Source organism: Corynebacterium sp. SCR221107 (assembly GCF_027886475.1).
GTDB lineage: Bacteria > Actinomycetota > Actinomycetes > Mycobacteriales > Mycobacteriaceae > Corynebacterium.
Genome location: NZ_CP115670.1, coordinates 521,125 through 536,369, shown reverse-complemented (window position 1 = coordinate 536,369; position 15,245 = coordinate 521,125). Strand labels below are relative to the sequence as shown.

Here is a 15,245-nt window from a genome sequence, read left to right as displayed (position 1 = left end):
TGCTCACGGCGTTGATAGTGTCCACAGCACCCCCGCCTGGCCCCGCACCCGGCGCGGTATCGTCACCGGTGCCGGAACTGTGCTTTCTGACCCGAATCATGTTGCCAGGCGGCAGTGTCGCCTCGGAACTTTTTGGAAAGTGCGCCCTGCTGGGCGCCGTTTTTCCGGCTGCGGTCTTGTCTTTTTTTGGCTTTCTTACGGTAAACACCGCGTTTCCCCCTTGCACAGGTTGGAAACGCCGGTGGCCATACCCCGTGTACCAACGCGACGTTTGCCCACATGTTAGCGAATAACTGGCGTCCTGCCCACCCCTATTCACTAAAAACCGGCCCCCACAGGGTTCACGAAGTGTCACTGGAGGCACTGCGCGGTGGTCGTCGGAAAGCACAATGCGAAAGAAATCAAAGCTGCGGGAACCAAACGCGAGGAATTAGCGTCCCTCGTTTTCTAGACACCCGCACGTATTCCCCATGAATGCCGTGCGGGCATACCCCACAAAGCTGAAGGCACCTGCGCCCAAGGCACCTGTTTGTCCATGTCCATCATCCATCTCACGCCGATACGCATGCATCCGCACTGTTGCGCAGTGCCCAAACAAAAATCAATCCGCCACAACTAGTAATCCCCCACGGAGGCCCGCATGAGCGAAACAAACAATCACGCACCCCCTGCGCTTGGGCAATTGCCACAAACGGCCGCGCACCATGTAGCACCCCAACCGGGGTTGGTGCTTCAAGCCACGAACGCCACGGCGTCGGCCTATCCATCATCCGACTCGGCATCCCACCGTGAATCACACACTGTGGCACCCCGCGGTAACCGTGGCAGCAATGCCGTTCGGGTTCACATTCGGCTTGCGCTGGGAGGAGACGTCCGTCGAATTAGGCGTGGTCTTGATATCAGCTTGCCTACTACCTCTACGCTGATGGAGGTGTTGCCAGAGGTACTCGCCTTCATCGAGGCGCCCCAGATCTCGCCGGCGTGGGAGTTCACCACAGCCGCAGGGCGTGTGCTCAACCAGCATGCTCCGATCGCGGAGCTGGATGTGGCCGATGGGACGATCCTGCTGCTTGGCCCGCGCCGCAAGGAACCGGCTCCGGTGGTCAAGGACTCGGCCGAGGCACTCGTTGATGCGGCCCAGGGCATTCGCCCTGCGAGTAACACGTCGACAGCGAGCATGCTGATCGGTCTTACAGCACTTGCGGTTCTCCTTTCCCACCCAGTAGTCACCATCCCACTGGCCTTGAAGGCAACGGTGTTGGCTGTAACCAGCACTGTGTTGGTGGCTTGGCCACGCGGGATCATGGCAACGGTTCCCGGCGCGCTGTGGGCGGCATGCGCCGCGACGCTCGCGGTGGGTGGGGTTCATGTTTTTCAGCGACCGGCGGCCGAAACTGCCATTGCGCTCCTCATCGGTGCGACAACCGCGGTGCTCTACGTGGTCGCGGTCTGGGTGCTCTTGGCAACGAGGATTCGCGGTGGAACGACCGCACCGTGGCCTAGCAATAATGGCACATTGAGTTCCGAAGACGCCGCGGGAATGGGGCCCCATGTGGCACGATCGCCATTGGCATCAGTGGCAACGATATCCATTTTTGCGGTGGGCGCGCTGGCAGTGGCGTTGGCCGCGGCGACTCCTGCGGCCTGGCTGCTTCGCCCAGAGCTTGGCCAGTCCCCGACGGAGTGGCTGCGTGGATTGTACGCATTGCTAGTGGTCGCTGGCGTGGTGGGCATGCAGGCAGCCACGACCATCGCCGGGGCCTGCGCGGGTCTGGCGGTGCCGCGGCTGCCCAGTGCCGGTGCGGATCTCAAGGAAAGCGATGATCTCCCCGCTGATCCGGATGGTGATGCCCGCGCTGCCATTGATATTCATGCTGGCATCCACGTGGGTTGTGCGGTGAGTATTGTGGGTGGTCTTTGTGGTCTCGGGTTCTTCGGTGGGTGGGCTGCGCTGATCTTGGCACTGGTGACCTTCATCGCTTTGGGTCTTCACGCGCACCGTCAGGCGCATCCGTTATGTACTTGGTCTTCGTGGTTGACCGCAGCCTTCGCCGTCGTTGCTATGGCGTTGGCGGCACCTGGCCCAGATGCCCGCGCCTATGCGTTCGGGATTGTCCTTTCTGCCGTCATGGCGCTTATTGTCGCGGCGGCGCCGTTGTGGTCACAAGCGGTTCCCCGGCTGGAGCCGACGACGATTGCTTGGCTGGAGCGTATTGAGTCGTTGGCGTTGTTTTCCTTGTTGCCGATTGCGCTGCATCTCACTGGACTCTTTGAACTTGTGCGAGGGCTCGGATGAAAAAGCAATACTCGATTCTGCTCGCTCTTTGTGCGGCCACACCGTTGTTGACGGGTGTAGGCCTACCCGGCTTCGCCCCGGCGAGCATGCCTGCTTTTGCCCAAGATCATTGCGCGGTGGGCGCGCCCGCCGATGGGATAGCGCTGGCCGCACAGGCGGATCGCGGTGACAACCTGCGCGGCGTGCATGCGCTTGCCAACGGAACCGGGGTCACCGTTGCCGTCATCGATACCGGGGTCGCCCCTTCAGCGCGTCTGGGTGAGGTAGTTGACGGCGGAGACCTGATAGGCGGGCAGACAGCGCTTTATGATTGCGATGCGCATGGAACGGTCGTCGCCGGAATCATCGCCGCTCGCGATACCGGCGACGGCATCGTGGGTATCGCCCCTCAGGCGAGAATCGTCGCGGTACGCCAGACCTCATCCAGGCAAAACAGCGAGGAGCTCACTCACGCGGGCACCGTTTCTTCCATGAGCGAGGGGATCCACCGTGCGCTTGATCATGGGGCGCAGGTCATCAATTTGTCCGTGGTCAGCTGCGTGGATCCAGCAGCACCGATCGACTTTGAGGTCCTTGAACAGGCATTAGCTCGTGCCGAGGCTGAACAAGCGATTGTGGTTGCGGCCGCAGGCAACGAGGCCACGCACTGTCCGCGAGGGTCGCAGGTGGTTCCCGCCTCCTTCCCCACTGTCATCGCAGTTACCGCGCATGACGACCCTCACCGGCAAAGCGACTATGCCTTGGATGCTCCGGGCGGGTTAAGCGCCCCGGGCTACGTGCCAGCAGGTCTGACCGGCGATACCATGAGCTCGGGTCTATTTCAGGGCGCAGGGATCAGCTATTTCGAAGGAACCAGCTTCGCCGCGCCCGTGGTCTCCGGTCTGGCGGCGCTGCTTCGCCAGCGCTATCCGCAGCTTCCCGCCTCGCAGCTACGCGAAATGCTGGTAGCAACCGCGGATCCGTCCACGGGTGCCGTGAACGCGCAAAGAGTAATCGAGCATCTCCCGGAGGGACCGGTCGATGCTCGTGAGCGTTCAATTATTCCGGCAACGGTGTGCGAATCTTCGCTGCCGAAGAAGGTAACCCTTTTCGGTATAGGCGCCTTGATGGTGGTGGGTTGTGTCCTGTTTAGCCGTGGTCTAGCTCGACACCATCGCCTCGATGACTGGGTCTAGTGCCGGGATTGCACCCATCTTCCACGCCACGAAGGTGGCGCCACCGACGGCGACCCAGGCCACCGCGCAGGTAGCGGTGATGATGGAATAGCGGTTGGCGCGCGACTGCTTCCGATACCAGGCAAAGAAGGCCTCGTATTTGTGCACGCCCCAGCCCAGCAGGCGATGTGCCCAATGAACTTCCAGCGAGAGCACTCCAACTCCCACGAACACGGTCAGCCAACCAGGTCCCGGGAATGGGATGGTGACCAGTCCGATGGTCACGACGAGCCATCCGATAGCCAGTGTCAATGGACGAACAAGGAAGCCGAAGCGCCGCGACTTCAGCGACTCGTGATGAGCGGAGATCTTGTCTACTTTCTCCGCTACAGAATCGCGCATCGTGGCCATAGGCTCCAGCTCTCTTTATACAATTCCCCGGGCTAGCACCAGCTTCTGGATCGTGTCCTTCAGGGACAGCAGCGGGAACTTCGTGTTGCCATTGTGTGATCTTGCACGATTCTACACGCCTGCACTGCAGGCAGTAACCTCTTTGGCCACTTTGACAGGACCATCACAGGCCTCAATCTCCGCTTGAGACCGGCTTTCGTCCCACGCCTGCCTTCCCTGCCCCGAAACGCTTGACCGAAGCGGTCGATACCAGCCCCTCACCCCGTCGCACTCTTGCACGCGACGGGAACGAAGTCGGGAATCTAGTCCAGTGCGAGGGCTGCTGTTGCGGGCCCCAGCACGCTGCCCTCGGGCAATAAGCGCAACAGATTCCAGTCGACTGCAGTAGGCTGGCCTGCACCAATGATGTCTAAGGAGGTGTCGTCTAGGCGGTGCCGGCGCCCGGTCTCTGAGACCACGTGTGTTCCGGACCCGGTGTCTACTGCCACCGCAGCCCCCGGTCCAACGTAGTGGGTGGCCACGGCCTCGCCAGCCAGCTCCTGCCCCGCAGGCAGCGAATCTTTATCCATTACCCCGAGTGCCCCATCTGAGCCAACGCACAGGGTCTGGTGTTCCCCCTCTGACTGCTTCCAGGTACCGCCTATGTCCATGAAGCCGCCGTGGGCGTCGGGAAGCGAAACCGGGGTGGCTGACTCCGCAACGGTGGCAAGCTGCGCTGGCAGTACTTCGGTCGAGGTATATCCGGCGGCAGCGAGCGTTAGCGCTTGCGCTGGGCTCATGGCTACCAAGCCGTCGCCGGTGTGCAGGTAGCTACCACCGGCGGAGTGCCAAAGCTGGCTGGTTGCGGGCGGGATAATGAAGGGCTGCTCTGGAACCAGCGATAAGACTTGGGTAGGCGGTTGCCACACCGGGGTGTCCGGGGCGATGGCCAAAGCCCGGCGCCACTGGCGGCCCTCAGTAGTATCCGCCGGCGGCAGCAGGTAACGACCGGCGTTGGTGATTACATATTCTTGCCCGTCGGCGCGGGCATACAACGGCTGGGGAAGGCTGAGTTGGGCAGGGCCAACGCCTGCGGCCACGACGGTGACTTCTTCGACTGCCTGTTGCGTGCGGCTTGTCGCAGGCTGGCTGGTGTGACAGGCCAGCCATTGACCCTCGTGGCGTTCCTGCGAGTAGATCCCCGGGGCGTCGACGATCCCCACCGGGTACCCCTTGGGTAGCTCGCCAAGCTGCGGGTCTGAGACGTCGGCTGGTTGTGCGGCCTGCCCGACGATGATCCTGGCAGAGGTTAGGTTTGGCACGGGGTGATAGCGCTGGTCGATCTTGGCGTAAAGCTGTCCGCTGTCGGCCTTGAGGATGGGCGCGTCGCCGGGATGGGCGGCTGGGGCAAAAAGCGCCATAGCACCGGCACCGATGGCAACGAGGGCGCTGGCGGCCAGCCCGAAAATGAGGGAGCGGCGCCTGCGTGCTAGGGGGTCGTGGATCATGCGGATGTCGCCGAATGCGAGCCCGTGGGCGAGCCGGCGTTTGAGGAATTTGTGTCCGCTGATTTGGACTTTTGTTGTGGGGGACAGTCGCGGCATAGGCCTCTCCTATCTGTTGAGCCACGGCTATAAGAAACAGTCCCCTCCAGCCTAGTAAGATACGGGGTCCGGTGTGACCTCGGTTATATCAATTCCGCCCTGATCCTTGACCGTCGGACGGTGATAATACGGAACGTTATAGGGGTTGACGTCGCGTTTTGTGGTGGCATCGCCGTAGAGATACTCGTTGCCATCGTCATCGGTTCCACTTTCGGGTGCCTGCGAGGTGTCGCCGCGGTCGAGCTCGATGTCGGCGGTGCCAGGTGCCCCTGTGCCGGCCAGCTCGTCGACGGTGGCTTCCAGGTCGATCCCCAATTCCCCGTAGGTGAGCTGTTCCGGTAGCGGATCCGGTGAGCCGGCCTCCCGCATGGCTTCTAGTTGCGCATCGCTGAAGTGGGCATTGACGGCGAAGATGGCGATCGGGCCGTCCTTGTAGACCAGAGTCAGGCCCGGGGAGGTATACAGCCAGGAGTTTAGCGCCCGGTTTTCTTTTTGGAAGGCCCAGAAGTTCGGCGGTGAGGCCATTAAGTAATTGACTTCGAGCGCATCATAGGCCCAGTCGACCTTGTTGCGGGTGCGGGCGTCGCCATGATTGCCGGCGCCGACGAGGTGAGCGTACTGCACGAGCAGGTCCTCCGCGCTGCCGTCATCATAGGTGGGCAGTGCGTAGTGCTTCATGATGGCCGGAAGGCTGTTGTAGGCATACATCCAGCCGTGGCCGTCGGCAGGCTCACCCATGATGGTTCCTTCGTAGGACTTGGGCTGCTTGGCCAGCCAGTCGAAGGCGCGTCGGTCGGCGTCACCGACAAGGCGGGAATCGTGGGGGCTACCGATGGCAAAGTCCGCGCCTTCGCGTACTGCCGGTTCCACGAGCGGTACGAACACTGCCCCTACTACCAATCCGCAGATGATGGACACGACGGCGCTGATGCGTCGGGCGATGTCGCTCCGCAGCACGGATCCGCTGATCAGCCGAATGAGGGCGGCGGCGCCGACACCGGCTGCCGCGCACAGCAGCATAGCGATCGGCATGATGAGCCGGTGCGCCGAGTTGTAGTGCAGCGCGCCGATGACCTCGAGCCAGCGATCCCAGGGCTGAGGGTACGGCCATATGGAGTTGGTGGTGACCCAGGCGCTGAAGGCGAAGGTCAGGTGTGCCCACAGGTTGAGCTTCCAAGCAGCAACGATCGCGCCGATGGCGGCGAGCACCAACATCGGCGCCCAGTTCAGCTGCCCAAATTCGTCGGTGTGGCGGGTGGCCATCGTAAAGACCTGTCCCCAACTTTCGGCGCGGGTCACTTCTTGGATGTCTGTATAGGCCGCCACTTCTTCGGTGGTCTCGGAACCGGCCAGCAGCTGTGGCAGCAGCAACGCTCCGGCGATGCCACCCGTCAGCGCCAGCAGGCCAAAATCCCTGGCGCGCACCTTGAGCCCACCGGAAAACCCGGCGGCCGGGGTACTTGGCTGGAAAACAAGCTTGGCCAGCCACCAGAGACCCAAGAACACCACGACGACGGTTGCGGCAGAGGGGTGGACCATCACCACCGCCATGAAGGATAGCCCTGCCGCCAGCGCTCGTTCTGGGTTGGTAGGCACCGACATGAACAAGGCGATGACAATTCCGGTCATACAAATGGCCGCCACGTAGGGCCAGGCGCCGACATAGTTGCCGATCCAGAACACAGTCGGGAAGGCGTAGATTCCAATCCCCGCCAGACCCGCGCCCAGCTGAGCCATCAGCCCTCGATTCCCCACGATCCGCCAGGCCAGCAATGCCACGGACAGTGGCAGAGCAAGCGCCGGAAGTACGAAACCGGTCAGGTTGGTTGCCTCGATCGGGGTGATTTTTGCGATATCGCCGACCAGCGCCGCGCCGGCGTGCCATCCGGAGGGGTAGTACATCGTGGCGTGTCCGTCGAGGTTGCGCAGCTCGCCCATGCGCGTGGGATCGACGATGCCGGAGTCCATTGCCCAACGCACCACGCTGGCATGCCAGTGCACATCCCAGCCTTGGAAGATATCGCCCAGCGTGTATTCGAATCCGGCAAATTGCTTGATGCTAGCGCGCAGGAAAAGGAGGCACCCCACGATAGCGCCCAGTCCCGGCAGGATCCAGGTCACGTTGTGGCGAGAAAGAAAACCTTGTTCCCCGCCGGTGCCCGGCTGGCTGGGACTTGGGGCGATGACCATTGGGGCGCCGTGATCGGTAGAAGTCACCGCAGTGGGCGCGGCGCCGTGAACGTCGGCAAGCGTGCTTGCGGCAGCGTCCGTTGTGGTTGATGGCTCCTGCATGGGCGAGGTTGCTTGCCCGTTACTGGTTGACTGTGCTTCAGCATTTCTTGCTTTCCGACGCCCACCTGCGCGCCACCAACCCGTGCGAGCCGCGGGGGCGGGTGCAAGCTGGGTTCGTGACCGGCGCCGGCGCACTAGTCGGTGGAAGAAAAACGCCCCGATGCACAGCAGGATCCACATCGCGGCGACGGTGGGGATGCCGTAACGGATGCCGGTTTGCCCGGTGAGCCACCCGGTGAAGCCGAAGATGGCGAAGCTGGTGGGCACCGCGGCGGCGATCGCCCACGGGAGCTTCGTTCCGGAAATGAGGTTGAGCACGAAGCCGGGGATCAGGAACACGGCTATGGCGATGACGGCAACCTGCGTGATCTCCGGCAGCGACTCCACGAGCGAATACCTTCCTTGATAGGCACAGTTGACGTGCGAAATTATACCAAGTTGGCGCTCTCCAACCGTCTTGGCTCGCGCTAGATGGGTTCAATCTCCTCCCGCGTGCGCATGGCGCGGGTCGAAGCCGCCCTGGCCGCGAGCTGGTCATCGTCCGGGTAGTCCACCCCGACTAGTGACAGGCCCCTGGCTGGCGCCAACGGCACCAGGGATGAGCGGGCGGTCTCACCGAGTAGGCGCGTGGCGAAATCGGCGGGCCGGCGCCCCTGCCCTGCCACCAAGCAGGCGCCTACGAGGGAACGCACCATAGACCAGCAAAAGGCGTCGGCAACCACTGTTGCCTCAAAGGTCAAGGGTTCGGCTGTGGTAGAGACATCCGCCCATTCGAAGACCTCAAGATCACGAATGGTGGTTGCCCCGTCGCGGTGCTTACACAGCGCGGCGAAGTCATGCAGCCCTAGGAAGGCATCCGCGGTCGCCTGCATGACATCCAGGTCAACCTGGTGGATCCAGGTGGCAGTATCAGTGACCCGTGTGGGCAGGGCACCACGGGGATGGGTGGTGATGCGGTAGCGGTAGTGGCGTCGTAAAGCGGAAAAGCGCGCATCGAATCCGGCCGGGGCGAACGTGCAAGCATGAACACGCACGTCCTCCGGCAGCAATCGAGCTAGCCTGCGTACAAGTCGGGTCGGGTCACCGTCAATGCTGCGGGTATCCAGACTCGACGCCGGGATGTCGCAGTGGGCCACCTGACCGGCGGCATGGACGCCGGCATCGGTGCGACCGGCAACTGTCAGCTCGACGGGCACGCGCAGGATCAGTTCTAATGCCCGCTCCACCTCTGCTTGCACCGTCCGCAGCTGCGACTGTCCTTGTTTGGCCCAGCCATGAAAGCCGCTACCGTCATAGGCCAGATCGAGGCGCAGACGTACCAGCGCATCGCGTGCATCGCTCACAGGCAATCCCCTTGAGTAGTGTGTAGCTAAACAACCCCGGCCCGGCGTTGGTGGGGCAAGCCCAGACCTTGTCTCGCCAGGCATGGAGCGCCACCGTGCGACCAAGTGGCCGCCGTGACCCCGCATGCTAAACACTGCGGGAACGGTGCGCCTCGGTGAGACAAAGGCAACCCGCCTGCCACCGTGTCGAAGGCAAGCAGCAGGCGACCTAGAGGTTATTTCTTAGTGCTGAAGTTGAACAGGCGGTACAGCGGGCAGAAACCCACGGCACCGGTGATCACGGCGATGAGGCCGATCACCAGCAAGATAATACCGCCTACTGTATTCATGCCCGCCATATAGGCGGCGACGAGGGCAACAATTCCCGCTACGAGGCGGACGATGCGATCGGTGGAGGACTCGTTGGGCTTCATGGTTGTGCGCATCCTTTCGAAAGAAGCGACGGGAACGGACACCACCAACTATACCCCCGTGGGTATCGTTTTGCGCTAAAAAAAGGCGCCCCAATGGGACGCCTTTCACAGTGCAAAGAAGTTATTACTTCTCAGCGGACTCCTCTGCCGGAGCCTCGGTTGCAACCTCAGCCTCTGCAGCCTCGGTAGCCTCAGGTGCGGCTTCCTCAGCTGGTGCCTCTGCCTTTGCGGCAGCAGCAGCGGTGGTACGGGTTGCGGCGGCGGAGACGGTCTCCTCGAGAACCAGAGAGATCTGGCTCATCGGAGCGTTATCGCCCTTGCGGTTTTCCAGCTTGACGATGCGGGTGTAACCACCCTCACGGTTTTCGAACTTCGGAGCGAGCTCGTTGAACAGGTAGTTCACGACGTCCTTGTTCGGGATAAGCTTGGCAACGTTGCGACGATCGGCAACAGAACCAGCCTTGGCCTTGGTGATGAGCTTCTCAGCGTAGGGACGAAGCATCTTCGCCTTGGCGTCGGTGGTCTTGATGGCACCGTGCTCGAAAAGCTGTGCCGCGAGGTTAGACAGAATGTGCTTCTGGTGGCTCGCGGAACCGCCGAGACGGGCGCCCTTCTTAGGTGTAGGCATTGTGTACTCCTCGTGTACAGGTTTAGTGAGCGCGTGGAAGCAGCAGCGCGTGCGCTACCCTTCCGAAAATTGCTTTTTACTCGGAATCTTCCGCGTCCAGGTCCACGTAGTCGCCGGTCTCGGCATCGTAGCCCTCGAGCTGCGTCGGATCGAAGTCCTCCGGAGCATCCTTGAGGGTCAGACCCAAACCGGCCAACTTGATCTTGACCTCGTTGATGGACTTCTGACCGAAGTTACGGATATCCAACAGATCCGACTCGGTGCACTCAGCGAGCTCACCGACGGTGTGGATCTCCTGACGCTTCAGGCAGTTGTAGGAACGAACGGAGAAGTTCAAATCCTCAATCGGCATGCCGTAGGCAGCGATGTACTCCGTCTCCTGCGGGGACGGGCCGATCTCGATGCCCTCGGCAGCGGTGTTCAGCTCGCGGGCGAGGCCGAACAACTCCACCAGCGTCTTGCCTGCCGACGCCAGGGCGTCGCGCGGGGCCATGGAGTTCTTGGTCTCGACATCGATGATGAGCTTGTCGAAGTCGGTGCGCTGCTCGACACGAGTTGCCTCGACCTTGTAGCTCACCTTCAGGACCGGGGAGTAAATCTGATCGACCGGGATACGGCCAATCTCGGTTACGCCGGAGTACTGGGTGGCGGGCACATAGCCACGTCCACGCTCGACAATCATCTCGATCTCAAGACGACCCTGCTCATTAAGGGTGGCTAGGTGCAGATCCGGGTTGTGAATCTCCACGTCGGCTGGGGTTTCGATGTTCCCAGCGGTAACCACGCCTGGGCCTTCGGCGCGCAGGTACATCACGACTGGCTCGTCAGACTCAGACGACAGAACCAGACCCTTGATGTTCAAGATGATGTCGGAGACATCTTCCTTCACGCCAGAGATGGTGGTGAACTCATGGAGTACACCATCGATCTTGACGCTGGTGACTGCCGCTCCCGGGATGGAAGACAGCAGGGTGCGGCGAAGCGAGTTGCCCAAGGTGTAGCCGAAACCCGGCTCCAGCGGCTCGATGACAAATCGAGAACGGGCAGCGTCGACGACCTCTTCGCTCAGGGTTGGGCGCTGAGAAATGAGCATTGAACTCTCCTTGTGTGACGACCACTATTTGACGTCGAATGGGGCGGAAAGGATGGGAAAAGTAATGCGTAGTAGCGCACATATGCGCCACGGATCGATTACTTCGAGTAAAGCTCGACGATGAGCTGCTCCTGCAGCGGAACGTCGATCTGAGCGCGCTCGGGCAGCTGGTGCACGAGGATGCGCAGGGTTGCAGGAACGACCTGAATCCAAGCAGGTACGACTGCGTCAACGAGGTTCTCCTGAGCCTCTTCGAACCACACCATCTTCTGGGACTTCTCGCGAACGTCGATGATGTCGTACTGGGAGACACGGTAGGAAGGAACGTTGACCTTCTTGCCGTTTACGGTGAAGTGGCCGTGGGAGACCAGCTGGCGAGCCTGGCGGCGGGTGCGAGCCAGACCTGCACGGTAAACAACGTTGTCCAGACGGGACTCGAGCAAAACAACGAGGTTCTCACCGGTCTTGCCTGGCAGGCGGTTAGCCTCGGCGTAGTAACGGCGGAACTGCTTCTCGAGGACACCGTAGGTGAACTTTGCCTTCTGCTTCTCCTGAAGCTGCAGCAAGTACTCGGACTCCTTGATGCGAGCGCGACCAGCCTGTCCCGGTGGGTACGGGCGACGCTCGAATGCCATATCTCCGCCGACGAGGTCGACGCGGAGGCGGCGGGACTTACGGGTTGCTGGGCCAGTGTAACGAGCCATTGTAAGTTACCTTTTCCTTTCCTACTAGACGCGACGACGCTTGGGCGGGCGGCAGCCATTGAACGGCTGTGGGGTGACATCGGAGATGGAGGTTACCTCGAGGCCAGCAGCCTGGAGGGAACGGATAGCGGTCTCACGTCCGGAGCCTGGGCCCTTGACGAAGACGTCAACCTTCTTCATGCCGTGCTCCATTGCCTTGCGGGCAGCGTTCTCAGCAGCCAGCTGTGCGGCGAATGGGGTGGACTTACGGGAACCCTTGAAGCCGACGTGGCCGGAGGATGCCCAAGAGATAACAGCACCGTTCGGGTCCGTGATGGAAACGATGGTGTTGTTGAAGGTGGACTTGATGTAAGCGTGGCCTGCGGCCACGTTCTTCTTGACTACGCGACGGCCAGTGCGGCGTGCGCCAGTGCGTGCTTTAGGAGGCATGTATTACTTCTTCTTTCCGGCGATCGTCTTCTTAGGACCCTTGCGCGTACGTGCATTGGTCTTGGTGCGCTGGCCACGAACCGGGAGGCCACGGCGGTGGCGCAGACCCTGGTAGGAGCCAATTTCAATCTTGCGACGGATGTCAGCCTGAACCTGGCGGCGGAGGTCACCCTCGACCTTCCAGGTAGCTTCGATAACGTCACGAAGAGCAGCAACCTGCTCATCGGTGAGGTTGTCGGTGCGCAGATCTGGGGAGATGCCGGTCTCCTCGAGTAGCTTGGCGGCACGGGCGGGGCCGATGCCGTAGATGTAGGTGAGTGCAACCTCCATGCGCTTGTTGCGAGGGAGGTCCACACCAGCTAGACGTGCCATGTGGCAAAACCTTTCCGGTTGTTACGGTGGTTTTCTCCTTACTCGTCCTCGTCAACCACCACTTTGCCCGGACGGACGCCGGACGATGGGGTGAGATACACGAGGCTTTGGCCACCGCAGCCAAAGGTGAGAGTGACACCGCGACTTGGAAATCTCAATTTGGTTGGGCACAAGTAATCCCGAACCGGTTGGAAACATCGCAGCGTCAGTGAAGCAAGGAGGCTTCTGTTTTACTTGTAGCGGTAAACGATGCGACCGCGGGTGAGGTCATACGGAGACAACTCCACTACCACGCGATCTTCCGGGAGGATACGGATGTAGTGCTGACGCATCTTGCCACTGATGTGAGCAAGAACCTTGTGTCCGTTATCGAGTTCGACTCGGAACATTGCGTTCGGCAAGGGCTCGATGATCTTGCCCTCAACCTCAATAGCGCCTTCCTTAGCCATAGCCTCCACTTTTCTTCGAGCCCCAACGCATGAACCGGTTGCGGGATAATCTTTGTCCCCTACCCCCATTTGATAACAAGGGAATTCATGCAGGTGGTAGCCCTAAATTTGAGTTGCTTACCTATTGATGCACGAGACATGCCCATACACCATTTGACTACCTTACAGCTACCCAAAAGAAAACACAAGCCCTTGAGAAAAGTTATCTCGAGGGCTTGTGTTCAATACGCGATACGCGATGACTGTGTGCTAGTCACGATGCGCGTGATTCGGAGCTGGGTTCCACCCGAATCCGAAACTTCTGTTCTTAGTAGATGTAGACGTCGTCGCCTGGCTGCAGGGTGTTGAAGAATACCTCAGAATCTGCGTAGTTGAGGTGGATGCAGCCGTGCGACAAAACACCAACCGCACCTGCATGGAAGGCGTGTCCATTGAGGGTGAAGTACACCGAGTTTGGCATCGGCGCATTGTTAAACTGGCGCGACACTTCATCCTTGACCTTGTACTGCACCTTGAAAGCGCCGGTCGGTGTAGCAGTGTCTGGGGCCGGGGCTCCAGCGGAGGCGGGCGCCACGTAGGTGACCTGGCCGCCGGACTGCAGCCATGCGCGGCCACCATTGATGTCCATGCAGGCCTCGGCCCAGTCAGGGCACGAACCACGATCAAAGGCAGGGGCAGCTTCAACCGGAGCCGGCTCCGGTTCAGGGGCCAGTGCTGGCGCAGGCGCCGGAGTCATTTCTTCAATAAGGCCCGGGAACAGTCCGTTGACGGCACCGTCAATCATGGCGACTGCCTGCGCGGCTTGAGCTGCCGGCAGTGCGGCCTGTGCCTGCGCAACGAGGGCTACGCGTACCCCCCAGGCGCTTTCGCGGGTCTGCTGGTTGATTTGGGCGAGTGCCGCGTTGATGTCAAATCCCGACGACAAAAAAGCCGACTGTGCCGAAGCAGTGGCGGGAGATGCCATCAACAGGGCCGTTGCGGCGGCGGCCGAACCGGCCATCGCGGCGATCTTACGGCTGGTTACCGCCTGCTGTGCGTGACGTGGCTTGTAGTTCATACGGACACTATAACTTGATTCTTCATGTTATAAGAACTCGACCGGGGATTTTACCCCATCTTCCTCACAAAAAATCAGGCTGTTCTTAGTTTCGAGGAGTGAGGATTCGCGGGCCATCGTCCGTAGCAGCAACGGTGTGCTCCCAGTGCGCCGCCCATGACTCATCGTCGGTAACGACCGTCCAATCGTCGTCAAGTACCAGGCTGTCCACGCTGCCCAGCGTGAGCATGGGCTCGATCGCAAGAACCGATCCAGCCTGGATAATTGGCCCCTTGCCGGGCTTACCCTCGTTGGCAAGGTATGGCTCCTCGTGCATGGTGTGGCCGATGCCGTGTCCGCCGTAACCGTCAACGATGCCGAGCTTCACGCCGAACTTCTTTTCCGCGGCGCGGGTTGCCAACTCCAGCGCGTGGGAGACGTCGGTAAGCCTATTGCCCGGCACCATTGCCTTGAGCCCCTCCATGAGTACCCATTCGGTGGCCGAATTCAGCGCTTGTGCGCGTGTATCTAACTCACCAATGCCGAAGCTCCAGGCAGAATCTCCCACCCAACCGTCAAGGGTGGCGCCGCAATCAATGCTGACCAGGTCGCCTTCCTTGAGCACCGTCTCCTTATTGGGGATGCCGTGCACGATGACGTCGTTGACCGAGGCGCAGATGGAGCCGGGGAAACCCTGGTAGCCCTTGAATGTGGGGACGGCCCCGTGCGAGCGAATGACCTCTTCAGCGATCTGGTCAAGGTCGAGGGTGGTCATTCCCGCCTTGGCCTCATTGCGCACAGCTTGCAATGCCTTGCCGACGATCGCGCCCGCGGCCTCCATCGCATCTAGCTCTGTCGGAGTCTTGGCCGGGATCATCTTCTTCTTTGAGCGAAAGCCCATGATTGTCCTTATGTCGTGGCTGCGCAGCGTAGATTCTGTGCAGCGCGTACTGATTTGTAGTTGTGTAGTTGAAGTCTCTGGAGGCGTGCCGGGGAATTTTCCACGCCCGGAGCCACGAACATTGCTGTTGAACAAAAGATA

The 15,245-nt window shown here is 61.0% G+C and carries 15 protein-coding genes; 2 read left to right on the top strand and 13 right to left on the bottom strand.

The window, feature by feature from the left end; translation table 11 throughout:
- Positions 1-904 precede the first annotated feature (904 nt).
- Together eccD and PAB09_RS02540 are read left to right on the top strand one after the other, a co-directional pair.
- A complete protein-coding gene (gene eccD / locus PAB09_RS02545) occupies positions 905-2,296 on the top strand; it encodes a type VII secretion integral membrane protein EccD (RefSeq protein ID WP_271034521.1) in 1,392 nt (463 codons plus the stop codon).
- An 86-nt stretch (positions 2,297-2,382) separates the two neighbouring features.
- Complete coding sequence (locus PAB09_RS02540; protein ID WP_271034520.1) at positions 2,383-3,471, top strand: S8 family serine peptidase; 1,089 nt, start codon at positions 2,383-2,385, stop codon at positions 3,469-3,471.
- On the opposite strand, the gene PAB09_RS02535 is transcribed toward PAB09_RS02540, so the two are convergent.
- The 13 genes from PAB09_RS02535 to map all read right to left on the bottom strand — a co-directional run bounded on the left by PAB09_RS02535 (position 3,436) and on the right by map (position 15,104).
- Complete coding sequence (locus tag PAB09_RS02535; protein WP_271034519.1) at positions 3,436-3,861, bottom strand: TIGR02611 family protein; 426 nt, start codon at positions 3,859-3,861, stop codon at positions 3,436-3,438. The genes PAB09_RS02540 and PAB09_RS02535 overlap by 36 nt on opposite strands.
- Before the next feature lie 302 nt (positions 3,862-4,163).
- Complete coding sequence (eccB, locus tag PAB09_RS02530; protein WP_271034518.1) at positions 4,164-5,444, bottom strand: type VII secretion protein EccB; 1,281 nt, start codon at positions 5,442-5,444, stop codon at positions 4,164-4,166.
- 51 nt (positions 5,445-5,495) lie between these two features.
- Complete coding sequence (locus PAB09_RS02525; protein ID WP_271034517.1) at positions 5,496-8,123, bottom strand: DUF6541 family protein; 2,628 nt, start codon at positions 8,121-8,123, stop codon at positions 5,496-5,498.
- 80 nt (positions 8,124-8,203) lie between these two features.
- Positions 8,204-9,079 (bottom strand): tRNA pseudouridine(38-40) synthase TruA, encoded by an 876-nt coding sequence (gene truA, locus PAB09_RS02520; RefSeq protein ID WP_271034516.1) that lies wholly within the window; start codon positions 9,077-9,079, stop codon positions 8,204-8,206.
- Between the two features lie 215 nt (positions 9,080-9,294).
- On the bottom strand, positions 9,295-9,492 hold the full coding sequence (locus PAB09_RS02515; protein WP_271034515.1) for a YgaP family membrane protein: 198 nt from the start codon (positions 9,490-9,492) through the stop codon (positions 9,295-9,297).
- A gap of 124 nt (positions 9,493-9,616) precedes the next feature.
- Positions 9,617-10,120: a 50S ribosomal protein L17 gene (rplQ, locus tag PAB09_RS02510; RefSeq protein WP_271034514.1), complete on the bottom strand. Its 504-nt coding sequence runs from the start codon at positions 10,118-10,120 to the stop codon at positions 9,617-9,619.
- Between the two features lie 76 nt (positions 10,121-10,196).
- Entirely contained in the window at positions 10,197-11,213 is a 1,017-nt protein-coding gene (locus tag PAB09_RS02505) for a DNA-directed RNA polymerase subunit alpha (protein WP_271034513.1), read from the bottom strand.
- A gap of 98 nt (positions 11,214-11,311) precedes the next feature.
- Complete coding sequence (gene rpsD / locus PAB09_RS02500; protein WP_271034512.1) at positions 11,312-11,917, bottom strand: 30S ribosomal protein S4; 606 nt, start codon at positions 11,915-11,917, stop codon at positions 11,312-11,314.
- A gap of 24 nt (positions 11,918-11,941) precedes the next feature.
- Positions 11,942-12,346 (bottom strand): 30S ribosomal protein S11, encoded by a 405-nt coding sequence (rpsK, locus tag PAB09_RS02495; RefSeq protein WP_271034511.1) that lies wholly within the window; start codon positions 12,344-12,346, stop codon positions 11,942-11,944.
- Positions 12,347-12,349: 3 nt separating this feature from the next.
- The gene (rpsM, locus tag PAB09_RS02490; RefSeq protein WP_025251939.1) at positions 12,350-12,718 is read right to left on the bottom strand and encodes a 30S ribosomal protein S13; all 369 of its coding nucleotides are present in this window, start codon (positions 12,716-12,718) and stop codon (positions 12,350-12,352) included.
- A gap of 230 nt (positions 12,719-12,948) precedes the next feature.
- Positions 12,949-13,167, bottom strand: a complete 219-nt coding sequence (infA, locus tag PAB09_RS02485) for a translation initiation factor IF-1 (protein WP_025251938.1) — start codon at positions 13,165-13,167, stop codon at positions 12,949-12,951.
- Positions 13,168-13,474: 307 nt separating this feature from the next.
- On the bottom strand, positions 13,475-14,224 hold the full coding sequence (locus tag PAB09_RS02480) for a L,D-transpeptidase (RefSeq protein ID WP_271034510.1): 750 nt from the start codon (positions 14,222-14,224) through the stop codon (positions 13,475-13,477).
- An 85-nt stretch (positions 14,225-14,309) separates the two neighbouring features.
- Positions 14,310-15,104 carry a type I methionyl aminopeptidase gene (gene map, locus PAB09_RS02475; RefSeq protein WP_271034509.1) on the bottom strand — a complete coding sequence of 265 codons (795 nt, stop codon included), beginning with the start codon at positions 15,102-15,104 and terminating at the stop codon, positions 14,310-14,312.
- Positions 15,105-15,245 lie beyond the last annotated feature (141 nt).

Coding starts and splice junctions, on each gene's coding strand:
- PAB09_RS02540 (WP_271034520.1), top strand. CDS start 2,383: ATGCCTGCTTTTGCCCAAGATCATTGCGCGGTGGGCGCGCCCGCCGAT.
- PAB09_RS02535 (WP_271034519.1), bottom strand. CDS start 3,861: ATGGCCACGATGCGCGATTCTGTAGCGGAGAAAGTAGACAAGATCTCC.
- eccB (WP_271034518.1), bottom strand. CDS start 5,444: ATGCCGCGACTGTCCCCCACAACAAAAGTCCAAATCAGCGGACACAAA.
- PAB09_RS02515 (WP_271034515.1), bottom strand. CDS start 9,492: ATGAAGCCCAACGAGTCCTCCACCGATCGCATCGTCCGCCTCGTAGCG.
- rplQ (WP_271034514.1), bottom strand. CDS start 10,120: ATGCCTACACCTAAGAAGGGCGCCCGTCTCGGCGGTTCCGCGAGCCAC.
- PAB09_RS02505 (WP_271034513.1), bottom strand. CDS start 11,213: ATGCTCATTTCTCAGCGCCCAACCCTGAGCGAAGAGGTCGTCGACGCT.
- rpsD (WP_271034512.1), bottom strand. CDS start 11,917: ATGGCTCGTTACACTGGCCCAGCAACCCGTAAGTCCCGCCGCCTCCGC.
- rpsK (WP_271034511.1), bottom strand. CDS start 12,346: ATGCCTCCTAAAGCACGCACTGGCGCACGCCGCACTGGCCGTCGCGTA.
- rpsM (WP_025251939.1), bottom strand. CDS start 12,718: ATGGCACGTCTAGCTGGTGTGGACCTCCCTCGCAACAAGCGCATGGAG.
- infA (WP_025251938.1), bottom strand. CDS start 13,167: ATGGCTAAGGAAGGCGCTATTGAGGTTGAGGGCAAGATCATCGAGCCC.
- PAB09_RS02480 (WP_271034510.1), bottom strand. CDS start 14,224: ATGAACTACAAGCCACGTCACGCACAGCAGGCGGTAACCAGCCGTAAG.
- map (WP_271034509.1), bottom strand. CDS start 15,104: ATGGGCTTTCGCTCAAAGAAGAAGATGATCCCGGCCAAGACTCCGACA.